This is a genomic window from Actinomadura terrae, from assembly GCF_022751215.1.
Lineage (GTDB): Bacteria > Actinomycetota > Actinomycetes > Streptosporangiales > Streptosporangiaceae > Spirillospora > Spirillospora terrae.
This window is the reverse complement of sequence record NZ_JAICDG010000002.1, coordinates 227,283-243,637: the sequence shown is the minus strand read 5'-3', so window position 1 is coordinate 243,637 and position 16,355 is coordinate 227,283. Positions and strand designations below refer to the sequence as shown.

Annotated in this window: 11 protein-coding genes; 3 read left to right on the top strand and 8 right to left on the bottom strand. The window is 72.1% G+C overall.

Annotation, left to right across the window (positions count from 1 at the left end):
- Positions 1-19 precede the first annotated feature (19 nt).
- A complete protein-coding gene (locus tag K2F47_RS11205; protein WP_242902811.1) occupies positions 20-1,135 on the bottom strand; it encodes a pyridoxamine 5'-phosphate oxidase family protein in 1,116 nt (371 codons plus the stop codon).
- Positions 1,136-1,201: 66 nt separating this feature from the next.
- On the opposite strand from K2F47_RS11205, the gene K2F47_RS11200 reads away from it, so the two are divergent.
- The gene (locus K2F47_RS11200; RefSeq protein WP_242902810.1) at positions 1,202-1,831 is read left to right on the top strand and encodes a TetR/AcrR family transcriptional regulator; all 630 of its coding nucleotides are present in this window, start codon (positions 1,202-1,204) and stop codon (positions 1,829-1,831) included.
- 235 nt (positions 1,832-2,066) lie between these two features.
- Here K2F47_RS11200 and K2F47_RS11195 read toward each other — a convergent pair whose 3' ends face one another.
- The 3 genes from K2F47_RS11195 to K2F47_RS11185 are packed head-to-tail and all read right to left on the bottom strand — an operon-like array spanning position 2,067 to position 8,207.
- Positions 2,067-3,527, bottom strand: a complete 1,461-nt coding sequence (locus K2F47_RS11195) for a tryptophan 7-halogenase (RefSeq protein ID WP_242902809.1) — start codon at positions 3,525-3,527, stop codon at positions 2,067-2,069.
- A 13-nt stretch (positions 3,528-3,540) separates the two neighbouring features.
- Positions 3,541-5,112 (bottom strand): tyrosine 2,3-aminomutase, encoded by a 1,572-nt coding sequence (gene cmdF / locus K2F47_RS11190; RefSeq protein WP_308198396.1) that lies wholly within the window; start codon positions 5,110-5,112, stop codon positions 3,541-3,543.
- A 38-nt stretch (positions 5,113-5,150) separates the two neighbouring features.
- Positions 5,151-8,207, bottom strand: coding sequence for an AMP-binding protein (locus K2F47_RS11185; RefSeq protein ID WP_242902807.1), 3,057 nt, complete (start codon positions 8,205-8,207; stop codon positions 5,151-5,153).
- Between the two features lie 208 nt (positions 8,208-8,415).
- Between K2F47_RS11185 and K2F47_RS11180 the strand changes: the two genes are divergently transcribed.
- A complete protein-coding gene (locus tag K2F47_RS11180; protein ID WP_242902806.1) occupies positions 8,416-8,655 on the top strand; it encodes a phosphopantetheine-binding protein in 240 nt (79 codons plus the stop codon).
- A 92-nt stretch (positions 8,656-8,747) separates the two neighbouring features.
- Here the strand turns inward: K2F47_RS11180 and K2F47_RS11175 are convergent, their stop codons facing one another.
- Positions 8,748-9,440 (bottom strand): O-methyltransferase, encoded by a 693-nt coding sequence (locus tag K2F47_RS11175; protein ID WP_242902805.1) that lies wholly within the window; start codon positions 9,438-9,440, stop codon positions 8,748-8,750.
- Between the two features lie 34 nt (positions 9,441-9,474).
- Positions 9,475-10,647: an acyl-CoA dehydrogenase family protein gene (locus K2F47_RS11170; RefSeq protein ID WP_242902804.1), complete on the bottom strand. Its 1,173-nt coding sequence runs from the start codon at positions 10,645-10,647 to the stop codon at positions 9,475-9,477.
- A gap of 344 nt (positions 10,648-10,991) precedes the next feature.
- On the opposite strand from K2F47_RS11170, the gene K2F47_RS11165 reads away from it, so the two are divergent.
- A complete protein-coding gene (locus K2F47_RS11165; protein WP_242902803.1) occupies positions 10,992-11,912 on the top strand; it encodes a sulfotransferase family protein in 921 nt (306 codons plus the stop codon).
- Between the two features lie 60 nt (positions 11,913-11,972).
- On the opposite strand, the gene K2F47_RS11160 is transcribed toward K2F47_RS11165, so the two are convergent.
- Positions 11,973-12,395 carry a DUF7144 family membrane protein gene (locus K2F47_RS11160; protein WP_242902802.1) on the bottom strand — a complete coding sequence of 141 codons (423 nt, stop codon included), beginning with the start codon at positions 12,393-12,395 and terminating at the stop codon, positions 11,973-11,975.
- Positions 12,396-12,537: 142 nt separating this feature from the next.
- Positions 12,538-16,353, bottom strand: coding sequence for a GMC family oxidoreductase (locus K2F47_RS11155; protein ID WP_242902801.1), 3,816 nt, complete (start codon positions 16,351-16,353; stop codon positions 12,538-12,540).
- Positions 16,354-16,355 lie beyond the last annotated feature (2 nt).

Genomic DNA, 16,355 nt, shown 5'->3' with positions numbered 1-16,355 from the left:
ACCGGCACGTAGCCCGCGGTCACGCATCGACGTCCTCGTACCCTTCTTTCCGCAGCTCCGACCGGTAGAGGCGGTTCATCGCCGCCCGCAGCAACCGGGACGCCCCCGGGACCGCCCCGGCGGCCTTCAGCAGCAACGTCGCCGGGCCGCGGTCGGCCTTCGCGGTGTTGGCGGCGAGGTGCTCCCGCGACAGCCCGAGGAGGTCGGGCACCGTCCCGCGGACGACGTGCGCGTCCGGCGTCCACAGCCGGGCGCGCGCCACGGCGTCGTTGCCGGTCAGCTCGGCATCCTCGACGTCGATGAGCAGCGCCGCGTGCGGGGGCGTCCCGCGCAGCGCCATCGTCTCCAGCAGCGCGGAATCGTCGGTGATCGCACCCCGGCCGCGGACGTGCAGCACGCCGTCGCGGCCCGGCACGAGCGCGGCGAACGAGAGCCGGTCGTCCTCCAGCAGGTTGTGGAGGGTGTCGGCGCGCTTGTTGCCCCGCCGGTCGGGGACGAGGAGGGTGCGGCCGTCCAGGACGCGCGCCACCGTCCGCCGGTCGCCGCGCGGGCTGGTGTCGCTCCCGCCGGACGCGTCCCAGGTGGACAGCGCGAGGAACGGCGAGGCGGCCAGGAACTCGGCGACGCCGGGCAGGCCCAGGGGCCCGTCGGCCGGGATCTCGGTGGGCGGCTCGGGTGGGGCGGGCGGCTTCCACAGGCGCGACCGGAGGACGGCCTGCGCGCAGTGCACGTACGCCTCCTTGACGCCGACGATCGCCTCCGCGCCCTTCCGTCGGGCCAGCGAGCCGTTGACGCGCAGGATCTCCCCGATGCCCGGCAGCAGGAAGAAGAACGAGACCGGACCGCGCGCGACATCGGGCCCGGGCAGCGCGAACGAGATCCGCGTGGGCGAGTGGACGCGCGCGAACCCGGGCGTCCCGCCGACGAAGGTCGTCCTGGCAGCGCCGTCGCCGTCCCGGTAGCCCATGGCCGCGATCGGGCAGCGGGCGAGGACGGCGCGGCAGCCCGCGTCGAGGGTGCCGATCTGCTTGAGCATGATGAACGAGGGCGGCCGTCCGACCGTCGCCTCGATCTGCCGGGCCGTCGTCAACCGGTGCGATACGGCACCCGAGTTCTGCTTGTTTTCGCAGCTCATAGCGTTATTATGAGCAATAGCTCAACTCTTTGCTACTCGCTTTTCGGGCCCGGAAAGGACCTCAGGATGCCCTCGGCCGACCGCGGAATCCAGCCACGTCGCAGGCCCCGCCAGGTGCGCGCCGAGCTCACCCGCGAGCGCATCCTCACCGCCGCTGCTCACGTTTTCGCCGAGCACGGCTACGCCGCCGGAACCACCAACCGCATCGCCGAACGCGCCGGCGTCTCGATCGGCTCGCTGTACCAGTACTTCCCGAACAAGGACGCGATCCTGGCCGAGCTGCTCGTGCGGCACATCGACCGCGGCAGCTGGACCGCGCCTGATCGGCTCGACCTGTCCCCCGGCAGCCTGGAGGCGGCGGTGCGGACGTGGGTCCGCGACGCCGTCGCCAACCACGGCGAGGACCCGCAGCTGCTGCGCATCATGATCGAGGAGGCGCCGCTGTCGCGGGAGCTGCTCGACACCGTGGACCGGCACGGCCGGATCCGCGTCGGCCGGGTGCGCGACCTCCTCGCGCGGCACCCGGACGTCCATGTGGGCGACCTCGACACCGCCGCCGAGCTGATCGTGTTCACCGTGGAGATGAACACGCACAAGGTCATGGCCGACCCACGCGGCATCCCGGTCGAGACGTTCGAGAACGAGCTGGTGGCCATGGTGACCCGGTACCTGCGCGGCGACGACCCCCGCACATAACCGACCGGTGGGGCCGACGCCGAAGGCGTGGCCCCACCGGTGAGACGCCGTGCCCCAGGGCGTGTTTCAAAGTGGCCTCAGCCGTCACGCGGGCGCGTAGCTGAGCGGTGGGGCCGAAGCCGGAGGCGAGGCCCCACCGCGAAGATCGCGAAGCGATCCGCGCCCGCAAAGGCACGGTCACGGCCGCGAGCCGCCAGGCGAGCGGCCGTGGGCCGGGACTTCAATAAACACTGCCTTACTTCGCTACCGTCCAGTGGGTGCCGTCGGGCGTGGGGATGAGCCCGCCGGGACGGATCGGAGTGGTGTCGTCGGTGTCGCCGGTGGCCTGGAGTTGCAGGCGGATGCCGGTCCGGGTGACCGACCGGGCGAGGCTGGTGTGCAGCAGGTCGCGGTCGGGCGCTACCTGTTCGGTGTCCCTGTCGATGGTCTGGACGGCTTGGGACAGTTCCTGGATGGCGGCCGTCCTGCCGCTGAGGGCGGTCTCGCCGGACGAGCCGCCGCCGACCAGTTCGGCGAACGACTCCAGTTCGGTGCCGGTGTTCTCGGTGACCTTCTTCGCGCGCCAGAAATAGGAGTGCTGGTCCTGGTGCATGTCGTAGAACGCGACCAGGAAGTCGTGGAACCGGGCGTACTCCTGCCGGTACCGCGCCTCGTACTCCTCCATGCACTCGCTCTCGCCGAGCGTGCCGGTGAGAACGGTGTTGATGGAGCGTGCGGCCAGCAGGCCGGAATAGGTGGCCAGGTGCACGCCGGAGGAGAACACCGGGTCGATGAAGCACGCCGCGTCCCCCGCCAGCACCAGGCCGGGCGCGGTGAAGGCGTCCTGGATGTAGGAGTAGTCCTTGCGGACGCGCACCTCCCCGTACGGCCCGGACGTGACCCGCGGAACGCCTTCGAGGAGATCGGCGATGAACGGGCATTCGCCGATCAGCGTTTCGAGCGCTTCCGCCCTGTCGCCGCGAACGCGTTCGAGCGCCTCGGGCAACAGGACGGCGCCGACGCTGGTGAGTTCGTCGTTGAGCGGGATGTACCAGAACCACCCCGACGGGAACGCCGCCGCGATGATGTTGCCCCGGTTCGGCGGTGGGAGGCGCTTTCCGCCCCGGAAGTAGCCGAACAGGGCCAGGTTCCGGAAGAACTCCGAATAGCGTCGGCTGCCGCCGGTGGCGGTGTGGATGCGCGACCCGTTTCCGGACGCGTCCACGACGAACCTCGCGCTGGTCTGGTGCTTGACGCCGCTCGCGTCGTGCCAGGTCACGCCGCTGACGCGGTCGCCCTCGTGCAGGAGGCTGGTGACCGTCGCCTCCTCGCGGACGTCCACGCCGGTCTCGCGGGCGTTCTCGAGCAGGATCTGGTCGAACTTCATCCGCTCGACCTGCAACGCCGTCGAGTGCGGCCCCGCGAACCGCGGGGACGCGGCGAACGCGAACGTCCACGGCTCGGGGCTCGCGCCCCAGCGGAACGTCCCGCCGCGCTTCACCGTGAACCCCGCCGCCTCGACCTTCTCGCTCACGCCGAGCAGGCGGCAGATCCCGTGCACGGTCGCGGGGAGCAGTGATTCGCCGATCTGGTAGCGGGGGAACCGCTCGCGCTCCAGCAGCAGCACCCGGTGGCCCTCACGGGCGATCAGGGTCGAGACGGTCGACCCGCACGGGCCACCGCCGACCACGACCACATCGAACCCGGGCTCGTCCATTGATGTCTCTCCTTCAGTGGAGGGTGGTGCCGGTGTTGGTGACGGCGGCGAGGAACTCACCGCGCTCGATCATTCCGGCGACCTGGTCGATCTCGTCGGCCATGAACCGGTCGGCGTCCAGCGTGGGGACGGTCGCGCGGATGTGGTCGTAGACGGCGCGCCCGGCGGGCGACAGCCCCGCGGCGCGGTCCGCGATGTCGACGGCCTGCGCGGCGGCGAGGAACTCGACCGCCAGGATGTAGCGGTTGTTGTCCAGCACCCGGCGCGCGTTGCGAGCGGCGATCAGGCCCATGGAGACGATGTCCTGGTTGTCGCCGTTGGACGGGATGCTCTGCGTGGAGGCCGGGCCGATCGTGCGGTTCTCGGCCACCAGCGCCGTCGCCGGGTACTGCGCCCCCGCGAACCCGCTGTTGAGCCCCGGGTCGCCCGCGACGAGGAACTCGGGCAGGCCGTAGCTGAGGTGCCGGTTGAGCATCCGGTTGGTGCGCCGCTCCGACAGCACCCCCAGCTGCGTCAGCGCGACCATCGTGAAGTCCATCGCGAACGCGACCGGCTGGCCGTGGAAGTTCGCGCCGTGGAAGACCTCCATCCCCTCGAAGAACAGGGGGTTGTCGTTGGCGGAGTTCAGTTCGATGTCCACGACGCGGCGGCCGTGGTAGAGGGTGTCGCGGACGGCGCCGAGCACCTGCGGGATCGCCCGCATCGAGTACGCCTTCTGCATGTACATCTGCGTGCGCTGCACGCCGTCGCCTTCGCGGCGGGCGGCCTGCACCGACTCGCGCGACTGCGCGTGCGAGACGACCAGGTCGCTGCCCGACAGCAGGCCGCGCAGGTTGGCGGCGGTGTCGATCTGGCCGGGGTGGGGGCGGGCGATGTCGTGGCCCTCGGGCTGGAATCCCCCGGTCGAGCCCCGCAGCGCCTCGACGGCCAGGGCCGTGACGATCTCCGCCTGGCGGACCTGGTCCAGCCCGCGCTCCACGATCAGGGCACCGAGACCGGTCATGCCGGAGGTCCCGTTGATCAGCGCGAGACCCTCCTTGAACCGCAGCCGGATCGGCTCGATGCCCCGCTCCTTCAGCACCGGGCCGGTCGGCACCTGCCCCTCGCCGTTCTTGCCGAGCAGGTAGCCCTCGCCGATCAGCGAGAGGGCGATGTGCGACAGCGGCGCCAGGTCGCCGCTGGCGCCCAGCGATCCCATTTGCGGAATCGCCGGAATAAGGCCGGAGTTCAGGTACAGCGCCAGCCGTTCCAGCACCTCGGGCCGCACCGCCGAATGCCCCTTCGCGAGGGCGTTCAAGCGGGCCGCCACGATCGCGCGGGCCTCCACCATGTTGAACAGCGGGCCGACCCCGGCGGCGTGGCTGCGGACCAGGTTGGTCTGCAACTCCGTCTCGTGCGCACGGTCGACGAGCATGTAGATCATCTCGCCGTATCCGGTGGTCACCCCGTAGACGGGGACGCCCTGGCTCACCAGGTCCTCGAACTGGCCGCGGCTCTTGGCGGCGCGTTCCAGCGCGCCCGGCGCCACCTCGCAGGGGGTGCCGGACTCCGCCAGCCGCCGCACGTCGGCGGTCGTCACACCCACACCATCGAAAACAACCCGCGACTCGGAATCCACCAAACTCAACCTCTCACTCGATCACGACGGCGCTCGTCGTTGTGGGGACGGGAATTGACAGTGACGGACTCGATCAGAGCCGCCATTCCGGCGAGCGAAGGGCGCAGCAGGCATTCCCGGAGGGAGACCGGCACGCCGAATCTGCCGTGTATTCGCTGGGCGAGCGCGGGTACCAGCAGCGAGTGGCCGCCGGCCGAGAAGAAGCTCTCCTCGACGGTCTCCGGGGCGGCCCCGAGCAGGTCGCGCCAGATGTCCGCCAGTGCGCGTTCGATATCGGACGCCGGGGCGCGGCCCCGCCGGGCCAGCACCCGGGCCGGTTCCGGCAGGCGGCGGCGGTCCACCTTCCCCGCGATGTTGCGCGGCAGTCCGGCCTCCAGGGTGTGGAAGGCGATCAGCCGTATGGACGCGCCCAGCCGCTGGTTGAGGTGGGCGCGCCAGGCGTGCGGGGCGGCCTCGGCGCCGTCCCGCGGTACGACATGGGCGAGCAGGTGCGTGACCAGGCCCCGGTCGTCGGTGACCGGGACGACCGCGCACTCGCGCACGGACGGGTGCGCCGCCAGCTCCGCCTCGACCCCGGCGATCTCGACGCGGTTGCCGCCGAGCTTCACCTGGTGGTCGCGGCGGCCGCGGAACTCCAGCGTCCCGTCGAAGCCCCAGCGGCCGAGGTCGCCCGTCCGGTAGCAGCGGATCGCGCCGCCCAGGCCCGGGACGGGCCGGAAGGCGCCCGTGTCGTCGCCGCCGATGTAGCCGTCGGCGGCGAACGGGCTGCGGATCACGATCTCCCCGGTGACGCCCGCCGGGCACGGCCGGTCGTTCCCGTCCAGCACGAGCACCTGGCGGCCCGGGATGGGATGGCCGATCGGGGCGGTCGCGGCCACCGGCGCGGTGAACTCGTGCCAGGTGGCGGCGATGGTCTCGGTCGGGCCGTAGCCGTTGAAGATCCGCGCGTGCGGGGCCGCCGCGCGCAGCCCGTTCACCAGCTCCGCCGGGAGGGCCTCGCCCATCAGCGCGACGCGGTCCAGCGTCCGGGGCCATCCGCCGGCGCCCTCGTGGGCGGCGCGCAGCAGTTCGGCCGCGAAGCTGGGGACGGTCTGGAGGAAGGTGATCCGCTCGTCCCGCAGCCATTCCAGCAGCGCCTCGGGACGCAGCCGGAGCCGGTCGGGGATCACGCACAGCGTGCCGCCCGCGACCAGCGTCGCAAAGATCTCGCACAGGCTCGGGTCGTGTTCGGGGGCGACCCACAGGGCGACGCGCGAGTCGGCGACGATGCCGCATTCGTCCGCCAGCCAGCTCGCGAACTGGGCGAGTGCGCCGTGCGTCTGCGCGATGCCCTTGGGCTTGCCGGTCGAGCCCGAGGTGTAGGCGGCGTAGGCGAGCCGCTCCAGGTCGGACGGCGGGACGGGGGCCTCGGCCGCTCCGCCCGGGGCGAGATCGGACGGGAGGAGCAGCGTGCCGCCGAGGTGGTCGTGGTACCAGCGCTCCAGCGGCGCGTCCGGGGTCTCGGTGATCAGGCAGGCGGGGCGCAGCTCGGTCAGCACCGACCGGCCGCGCTCGCCCGCGTCCCCCGGCCCGAACCACACCACGTGCCCGCCGGCCAGGTGCACGGCGACGGACGCGGTGAGCTGCGCGGGCCCGTGCGCCATGCGGATCGCGACCGGTGCCCCGTCGACGCCGATCTCCGCCAGCCGGGACGCGGACGCGGCGGCCCGCTTCTGGAGGGCCGGGTAGGAGAGCTCCCCGTCCGGCCAGGTCATGGCGGTGCCGTCGCGGTGCCGGCCGAGGAGCATGTGGACGGGCTCGCGCGGGGCGCCGGCGGCGAGCCGGTCGTCGGCCAGCAGGACCCGCCGCTCCAGGGGCAGGTCGCCGATCAGGACGTAGGGGTCATCGGTCGCCGCCTGGACGAGGGTCCGCAGGTGGTCGAGCATGGCGGACGGGTCGGGCGCGTCCGGGTGCGCGCGGTGGGTCAGCCTGCCGCTGACCGTCCGCCGCGTCTCGTCGAGGCTCAGGCACAGGTCGGCGGGTTCGGCGTCGGCCACCGGGAGGAGTTCGACGCGGGCCTCGCCGAGGACCAGCGTGTCGGCCACCGTGATCGGCGGGACGAACGTCGCGTCGCTCCAGGGCACGCGGTCCGGGTCGCGATCGGCCCGCATCGACCGTAGTGCGTCGGCGAACGGCAGGCCGCGGTGCTCGTGGGCCTCGGCGTGGGCGCGCGCGACCCGGGCGACCAGCACGGCGAAGGACGGCCCGCCCGAGGCGTCGCCGCACACCACCACCGGGTTCTCCAGCGGCCCGACCGTGCGCTCGAAGCCCGCCGGACGCACGTCCATCGGCACCGTGACCGGCACGACGCCGCCACCGGAGTAGCGGGAGAGCAGCGCGTGGAACGCCGTGAGCAGCACGATCTCGGGCGTGGTGGCGCACCGGTCGGCGAGCGCGGCCACCCGCGCGGCGGTCCCGGGCCCCCAGTCGAAGGGCACCGCGACGGGCGCGCCGCTGCCCCGGTCGAAGGGCAGCGCGGGCGGGGGCGCGGTGAGCGCGCCGTCCCAGTACCGGCGTGCGGCCTGCCACTCCGCCTCGGCCTCCCACCGCAGGTAGTCGGCGTATCGGGGGGCCTGGACGTCGGGCGCGCGGCCGGTGCCGTAGGCGGCGGACAGCTCGCCGGCGAGGATCGCGAGCGAGGCGCGGTCCGCGACCGCGCGGTGCGCGTCCAGCAGGATCCGGTGCTCGGACGGGCCGGTCCGCACGATCGTGAGCCCGGCCACCGGGCCCTCGGCGAGGTCGAGGCGGTGGCCCACTGTGGCGAGGGCCAGCGGGTCGACCCGTGGCACCGGCCGTCCGTCCACCCGCACGATCCGGGTCCGCAGGACCCGGTGCCGTTCGGTGACGGCGCGCCAGGCCAGGTCCAGCCTGCCCGCGTCCAGCTCGCCCGTCACCCGGTAGCTCCTGCGCAGGATCAGCGCGGGCGCGGACGGGGTCAGCCGGTCCAGGAACCAGAGCCCCTCCTGGGCGCGGGAAATGGCGGGCCGCCGCTCCCGTACCGCCGCTGAATTCGTCGCCGCCATTTCACCTCCTTTGACAGTTATGGATCCTCACACGGCGCCGAACCGGCACGCTTCTCATGAATTGCGCGGCGACTTCCCGGGCGGGGCGACCTGGGAAAGCGCAATCGCCAGGATGCCGGGCCGGCGCGGCCACGATGACGATGGACCTGCTGCGCCGCGTTCACCGGCGGCATTGTCACGAGGAAAAGGGAGCCGCATGATGGGTGCCTTGAGTCCGCAGGAGATCGAGGACCGGGTCAGGAAGATCTGGGCGGACGTGCTGAACGCCGGCGAGGGCGAGGAGAACGCCACGTTCTTCGAGCTCCAGGGGCAGTCGATCTCCGCGGCCCGCATCGTCGCGCGGGTCGAGGACGAGTTCGGGGTCGTGCTGGACATCGGCGTCCTTTTCGGCGACTGCGACGCCGGAACGCTCGCCCGCGAGGTCGCGGCGACCGCCCAGAAGGCCTAGGGAAAAGAAGTACGGGCGGTCCGGATCCGGGGGTACCGAGCTTGTGGTGAGGATCCGGACCGCCCGCGTTCGTGGGACGGCCGTCGTGCCGTTCAGCGTTTCCGGGCGATGGTCAGACCGTCGGCGATGGGCAGCATGACCGTGTCGAGCCTGTCGTCGGACGCGAGCGCCGCGTTGAATTCACGGAGTTTCCGCGCGCAACTGCGCATGAGCGTGTCGTCGGCGAGGTCGGGGTCCATGACGTAGCCGTCGAGCAGGACGTTGTCGGCGATCAGCAGGCCGCCCGGCCGCAGCAGCGGCACGGCCAGCGCGTGGTAGTTCAGGTAGTTCATCTTGTCGGCGTCGATGAAGACGATGTCGGCGGCTAGGTCGTCCGGCAGCGCGGCGAGCGTCCGGCCCGCCGCGCCGAGTCGGAAGTCGACACGGTCCGACACGTCCGCCAGCTCCCAGTGCTCGCGCGCCAGCTCGGCGTGCTCGTCGGACACGTCGCAGGTGATGACCGTCCCGCCGGGCGCGAGCCCCTGGGCGAACGCCAGCGCGGACAGGCCGGTGAACGTCCCCACGTCCACGACCGTCCGCGCGCCGACGGTCCGGGCGAGCAGGGTGAGCAGCGCGGCCTGCTCGGCGGGCACCATCATGCCCCCCTGGTCGCCGAGCGCGGCCGTCTTCTCGATCAGGCTGGTCAGCGCGGCGTCCGGGGGACTGCACGAGCGCGCCAGATACGCGCGCATGGCCTCGCTGACCGGCACATGCTTGACCGCGGGGGACGAAATGGCGCCGCTCACGGTGTTCTCCCTCCCGGGCCGCCGGTGGGTGGCATCAGATGTAGAGGGTGTTGGGTTCCTGGTCGCACAGCATCCGGCCGTGCAGCTCGGCGTTGGTCTCGGGGTTCATCAGCGCGTGCAGGTTGACCGCCTGGACGTCGGCCAGGATCTGCCCCATCGACACCCCCCGATACACCGAGGATCCGCCGCTGGCCTGCGCGAACGTCTCGACCGCCTCGCGGGCGCGGCCGCAGGAGGCGCCGAGCATCCCGCGCGCGGCGACCCGGTCGGCCAGCGTCCAGGGCGTGCCCGAGGCCGCACCGGAATCGACCAGGTCGGCCAGCCGCTGGGCGTGGAACCGCGCCTCGTCGATCAGCTGCTCGCCGCGCGCGGCCCGCAGGTGGGTGACGGGCGCCTCGCCCTGGCGGTCGTAGGAGGTGTAGGTGATCTTCCGGTTCGGCAGCCGCTCCCCGAACAGGTCCCGGGCGGCGCGGGCCAGGCCGACCGCGACACCGACCGAGGACGCCGAGGCGACCGGCACCAGCGGCGCCCGGTACATCGCCGGGCCATCACCGCCGGAGCGGCCCTCCAGCACCGCGCCGAGCGGGACGACGCGCTCGGAGGGGATGAACAGGTCGGTGGCCGAGGTGCTCACGCTCCCGGTGCCGCGCAGCCCGTAGGTGTCCCAGTCGTCGCCCACCTCCAGGTCGGACATGGGGACCAGCGCCATCACCGGCATCGGCTCGGCCTCGGCGCTGACCACGACCGCGATGATCTCCTGCCAGTGCGCGTGATGGGCGCCGGTGATGAACCCCCACCGGCCGTTCACGACGATCCCGCCGTCGACCTCGGTGGCCATGCCCGAGGGGCTGAGCGTGCCGCACACCCGCACGTCGGGGGTGGAGAACACCTCCTCCTGCACCGACTCGGGGAAGTGGCCGACCATCCAGGTCGGAATCCAGTACACCTGCGCGGTCCAGCCCAGCGACCCGTCCACCGCTCCCAGCTCCGCACCGATCCGCACCAGCGTCGCGGTGTCGGCCTCGTAACCGCCGAACCGGGCCGGGGTCCGCAGCTTGAAGATCCCCGCGTCGGCCAGGATCTGGATCTGCTCATCGGCCAGCCGACGATTCCGATCGGACCACTCCACATGCGCCCCCGCCGCGCGCGCCGCCTCCACGGCACGCCCGACCAGCTCGTCCTGACCCACAGCATCCCTGGCCAACATCGCATCCTCCTCGCGAACCCGACGAACGACGACCGATCGGCGGCGCCCCGGGCCGCCACACACGACGCTTCCACCCCCGCACCGGGCCGGGCATCTTCCGGAATGCGCACGGCGCCGGGTCCCCGGGAGCCGAAACCCCCGCATCGGCCAGACGGCCCCCGAAACCGGGGCGGTCGGCCTACGATGCGGGTGGGTCATGATCCCGGTCACCCGCCCCCCACCCCCACAGATCCAATGCGGCGACCGGACGACCCGTCCCGCCCCCGACGAGCTCGACCCACCCCGACCCGCTCGCCTGACCGCCCGGCCGCCCACATGATGGAGCGGCGGGCCGAGGAGCCGTCATGCCTGCGCCAACCCCTGTAGAAGGCCCCGTCCACGCCCGGGAGAACCGGGAAAGCCCCGTGTTCGTCCTCGCCCCGGCACGCTCGTGCTCGACCGCCCTCGTCGCCCTGCTTTCCGGACACGACCGAATCTACGGATTTCCAGAGCTGCTGCTGTTCGGCGCGACCACCGTCGCGGAGCTGCTGGACGAGGGCACGCGCCGCCCGAACCTCCCGAAGAGCTGGGTCGAGGCCCGGCTGAGCGGACCGCTGCGCGCGGTCGCCGAGATCCACGAAGGCCGCCAGGACGCACCGGCCGTCGAGCGGGCGCGCCGGTGGCTCGAAGAACGCCACGACTGGCCGACGCCGCGCCTGTTCGACCATCTCCGCGCGCGCCTGGAACGGTGCATTCCGGTGGAGAGGTCGACGGACACGCTGATGCACCCCGAGGGGCTCCGGCGCTGTTTCGCGGCGTACCCGGACGCGCGGTACGTCCATCTCGTCCGGCATCCGGTGACCACGGCGCGGTCGATGCGGGAGCAGTGGCGCGACCTGTTCCCGTCCGACGGCGAAGGCGAACTGCTGGAGCGCGGGGCGTCCGCCTGGTATCGCGGGCACCTGCGGGCGGTGTCCGCGCTCGCGTCGCTGCCTCCCGGACGCTCGATCAGCGTGCGCGCCGAGGAGGTGCTCACCGACCCCGCCGCGCACCTGCCCGGAATCTTCGACTGGCTCGGGGTGGACGGCACCGACGCCGCCCTGGTGAAGCCCGCCGAGGACTGGGTCTTCGCCGGAGCCGGTACCGGGGAGCACGACCCCCTCCGCTCACCGGAGACGCTCCCGCCGTCCCTGCCGGACGTGAGCCTGCGGGAGGCGTTCTGCGGGCTCCCCCACGCCATGGTCGAGGAGATCGGCAGGCTCGCGGGACACCTCGGTTACGCGTGACGCCGTGAATCCCCGGGCCCTCCCGGGCCCGGGGATTCGCGTGGGTAGGGGCGGCTGCGGCTAAGCGCCGGTCGCTCCGGCGGGCGGCGCGGTGAGCGCGTAGATCAGCAGGACGCACATCGCGATCGTCAGCACCGACCAGAGCGGATACGCCTGGAGGAAGGCCACGTGCCCGATCGCGGCGAGCACCGCGAACAGGACGCCGGCCGCGCGGGCCCACAGCTTGCCGGTCAGGATGCTCAGGCCCACCGCGACCTGGATCGCGCCCAGGATCAGCCAGAACCATCCCCACGCGGTGAAGTTGAAGACCATGATCTTGTTCTGGGCGACGAGGTAGTAGTCGTCGTTGAACAACGCCACCAGCCCGTCGATGACGTTGAACGCGCCGACCACCATGGCCAGCGTGCCCGCGAACGTCAACCATCCGGACGTCCGATGCGGGTGGCGCGCCTCTGGGCGCTCGTGCATGGCTCTGGTCGTCATCGGAACCTCCCCTCGTCCATGGCCACAGCCCCGGCGGACTAATGCCCACAAAGCCCGACATGTCCGACGGCGGCCGCGCCAAACCACGATCACACCGCTGTTGACCAGGGCTTTTGCGAAAGTTGGCCCCGGCGGGCGGGTGTCACTCCCTCGGGCCCCAGTCCCCCCACATAGGGCCGTACAGCAGGGGCCCGACATGGTCCATGGCGTCGCCGCCGTGGGGACCGCGCGTGTGGAAAGAGTTCAGCACGCGCGCAAAGTTCGAGAGCCGGAGATACAGGACTCCCGCTCCGGTGGCCTGGGCGCCGTCCTCCCCGCCTTCCGCGACCCGGCCCGGGAAAAGCCTCACCGGTTGCCCCGCCGAAGGGTTCGAGACGCTTCTCTCGATGACCAGCGTCCGGTGTCCGACTATGTCGTAGAGGCGGTACCTCATCTGCTGGGAGTCCCCGGCCTCGGCATCCATGGTGAGGGTCCCCTTCACGCCGTATCGCTGCTCCCCGTACCTCACCCATCCGCCGACTTCGGCCCGGCGCCCGGGCTCGCTCAGGAAGCGTCTCGTGTCATCGATGACCGCGCCGATCTCGACCGTCATCCGTTCGCGCTTGGCCGACATTTCACCGGCCCGGGGTTCGGCCCTGCCGAAGGTGAAATAGCCCTGTAGTTCCTCGGTGAACGACAGCGATGTCGCGTCCGGGTTCCCGGACGTGGGGAAGACCCGGACGGCCGGGGACGATTCCGCGATGTGCGTGCTCATGCGGTCGGCGTGGGCGGCGATGGTCAGTGCCGGGTTCGAGCCGACCGCGCCCGGCATCGCGGCGCCGTCGGCGATGTAGAGGCCCGGATATCCGAAGACCTCGCCGAACTCGTCGCAGACGCCTTCGCCGGGATGGCGGCCCATGGGCGCGCCGCCCAGGGGGTGGATGGTGAGAATCCGGGGCCGGAACCATGCGGGATTGTCGGCGTACTCGGCGCCGAGGACGTGCGCCATACGCTGCATCGTCCGGCGAAGCCGCGTGAAGTGGGCCTCGCCGCCTTCCGTCGTCCAGTCGGCGGCGAGCCGCCCGCGCTCCAGCCGCAGCCGACCGTCGGCGGCGTCGTCCCCCATGCCGACCAGCGGCAGCGCACCGGCGGACAGGGCACCTTCGCCGATCATCTCCGACAATTCCCGGGCGAGGTGAGATTCCGGCGTGCGCGTGAGGAAGTCGGTGAACCTGCTCGTCAGATACCTCGTCACGCGCTGGACTTCGCTGTCGAGAGGTTGGACGAGCCAGTCGGTGAAATTCGGATAGCCGCCGTCCTCGACATAGCCGTCGAAGCCGTCCGGCAGCCGGATCGCGCTGGTGGTCACGGGGCCCCGGCTGGCGTCGAGCGGTCGTGTCCGGGTGTTGTCCCTGGTCCTTTGCAGGAAGGTCAGCAGGTCGCCGTTGCCGCTGAACCGGGTTCCGAGCGCGTCGCTCAGGCCCGGGAACGCGGTGCGGGACTTCAGCAGCAGGTACGTCGTCCCGTATGCGCCCGCGCCGAGAATCAATTTGTCGCAGGACAGCGTATGGATCCGGGGGCGCCGCTTTTCCGTTTCGACGTGGTGGACGTAGTCGACCTCGTATCCCCCGCCCGGCCGGGGACGGATCGCCTTCACCTCGTGGGACGTGCGGAGATCGGCGCCGTGGTGCGCGGCGGCCGAGAGATAGGTGAAGTCGAGCGTGTTCTTCGAACCGTCGTTGCAGCCGATGACGCATTCGCCGCACAGCCGGCAGGTCCGGCGGGGGATTCCGTGCAGGTCGGGGAAGTCCCGATTGACGAGGGGCAGGCTGAGGCCCGGAGTTCCACCCGGTTCGCCGGCGAAACTGACCGCCAGCGGTGGAAGCGTGAAGTCGAGGCCGAGTTCGGACGCCGCGTCCCGCATCGCGTGCGTCTTCGGGGTGTCGTCGTACGGCCTGTGGTCGATCGGGTAGGGCGTCACGCCTGTCATCCGCTCGACGGCGTCGTAATGCGGGTCGAGGTCGGCCCGCGAGATCGGCCATGACTCGAACCAGCGCTCGTCCTTTCGCATCAGGACGTTGGCGGATATCAGCGAACCGCCGCCAAGGCCCGCCGACACGACCGAGTCGCCACCGTCGAAGGTCCAGATGTCGAACAGTCCGTACTGCCGGGCATCCGGTTCCCAGAATGCCTTTTCCCGTTCGGACGGCGAGCGGGCGAAGCTGCCCGGCGGGTAGGGGCGGCCGCGTTCCAGAAGGACCACGGAATGGCCCGCCTCGGCCAGCCGGTACGCCGCGACGGAGCCGCCGAATCCGGAGCCGACGACCACGGCGTCCACGTGTTCGACCAGCGTTCGCGGGGTTCTTCGCGGGGGCGCGTCGACACGGGGCTTGGCCAGTTCCGCGTAGTCGCCGCCGAGGCGTCCGAGAAGGTCGGTGGAGAACTCGGCGAACGGCCTGCTGGACGGCGAAAGGGCGCGGCCTCCGGGCGCGGCGCGCATTTCCAGGAGCACGCCGGTCGCGCGGGGCTGTCCGAGCCGCTCGGTGACGAAGGCGTTGACCTCCTCGATGACCCGGACGGCCTCGGACCGGCGGATCGTGCACTGCAACACCTCGGCGACGCCCTCGTCGAAGGCGTAGCGGGTCTCGTCGGGGTCGGCGGCGGCCTCGCCGACGATGTGCAGCAGGCCGCTGTCCAGCACCTCCGCCAGGTGGGACGGACGGCTGTCGCGCAGCATCAGCTGCTGGACGAGGCGCATCACCGGCAGCGACAGCGGCACCGTGGAGAGGTATCCGGCGAGCCGGTACGCCTGCGGTGACGCGGCCCGGAACGCGGCGACCCGCTGTTCCGGCGACGCGTCGCGGTCGCCGGGAACGACAAGGTCGGGCGGTTCCTCATCCACGGGCTGGGAAACGGGGCGCGTCCAGGCGACCATGCCGTCGATGCCGCCCGGCGCGTTCGCGGCGAGCAGTTTCGCCCAGGGCCCGAGCCATTCCGGCTCGATTTCGAGGACGGGAATGGGAATGCCCTGCCCGTCGGGGACATCGCCGCTAGGTGGGCGACGGCCGCGCCTTTCCACCGTGAGCCGGGCGTTCGGCACCCCTGCCTCGCACGCGTTGAAACGCGCCGGGACGACGTTCAGGCCCGTGCGTTTCCAGAGGCGCTGCGGAAATGGTTGGAGGATCGCGACCGGGCCGTGGCGCCCCCAGTCGTCCAGCACCTTGAGGGCTTCGCCGTCGTGCCAGATATCGCCGACGCAGTCGCTCAGCATCAGCGTCAGCCGCCGCCCGGACGGGTCGATGATCTGTTTGGCGCTGCGCGGCGCGGTCCCGCTCCCCGGCCCGGCGTGCAGGCCGAGGCCGCCGCCGGGCAGGCGCCGCAGGTACCACAGCCGTATGTCGTGGAACGCTCCGAGCGTCTCCAGGAGCCGGCGGAGTTCGAGGGCCAGCGACCGCCACACCGCCATCGACGGCCCGGCGTCGACCACGATCGACAGGCCGAGCCAGCGCCGCGACTCCGGGACGAGCACCGGGAGCAGCACCTTCTCGTCGGCGCCCCGGTCGGCGGTGGCGTCCTCGTCCAGGACGAGCGCGTGGTCGGAGGGGAACCGCCGCTTGAGCGGGCGCAGCGCGCGCAGGATGTCGAGGCCCTGGGGCAGCGGTGTGACGGCGGGCGCGCGGGCGGCCACGGCGCGGCCGGTCTCGCGGGCGGCGCCCTCGATCACGGGCTCGGGCGGGTGGAGCGCGACGCGGTTCTCGACCGGGCGCGGCCCGGCGGGTTCGCCGAGTTGCGGGCGGGGCGGTGCCGGGGGGCCGGGTTCGGGCGGCTCGGCGGGCGCGCGGCGTTCGCGTTCGCGCCTGGACGCGGGCGCGGCCGAGCCGAACTGCTCGGCCAGCCACAGGGTCTCGGCGATCTCCCGGTCGGTGCCCCGGACGCCGAGCGCCTCCAGCGCGGCCAGAAGATCCTCGATGGACGCCATCG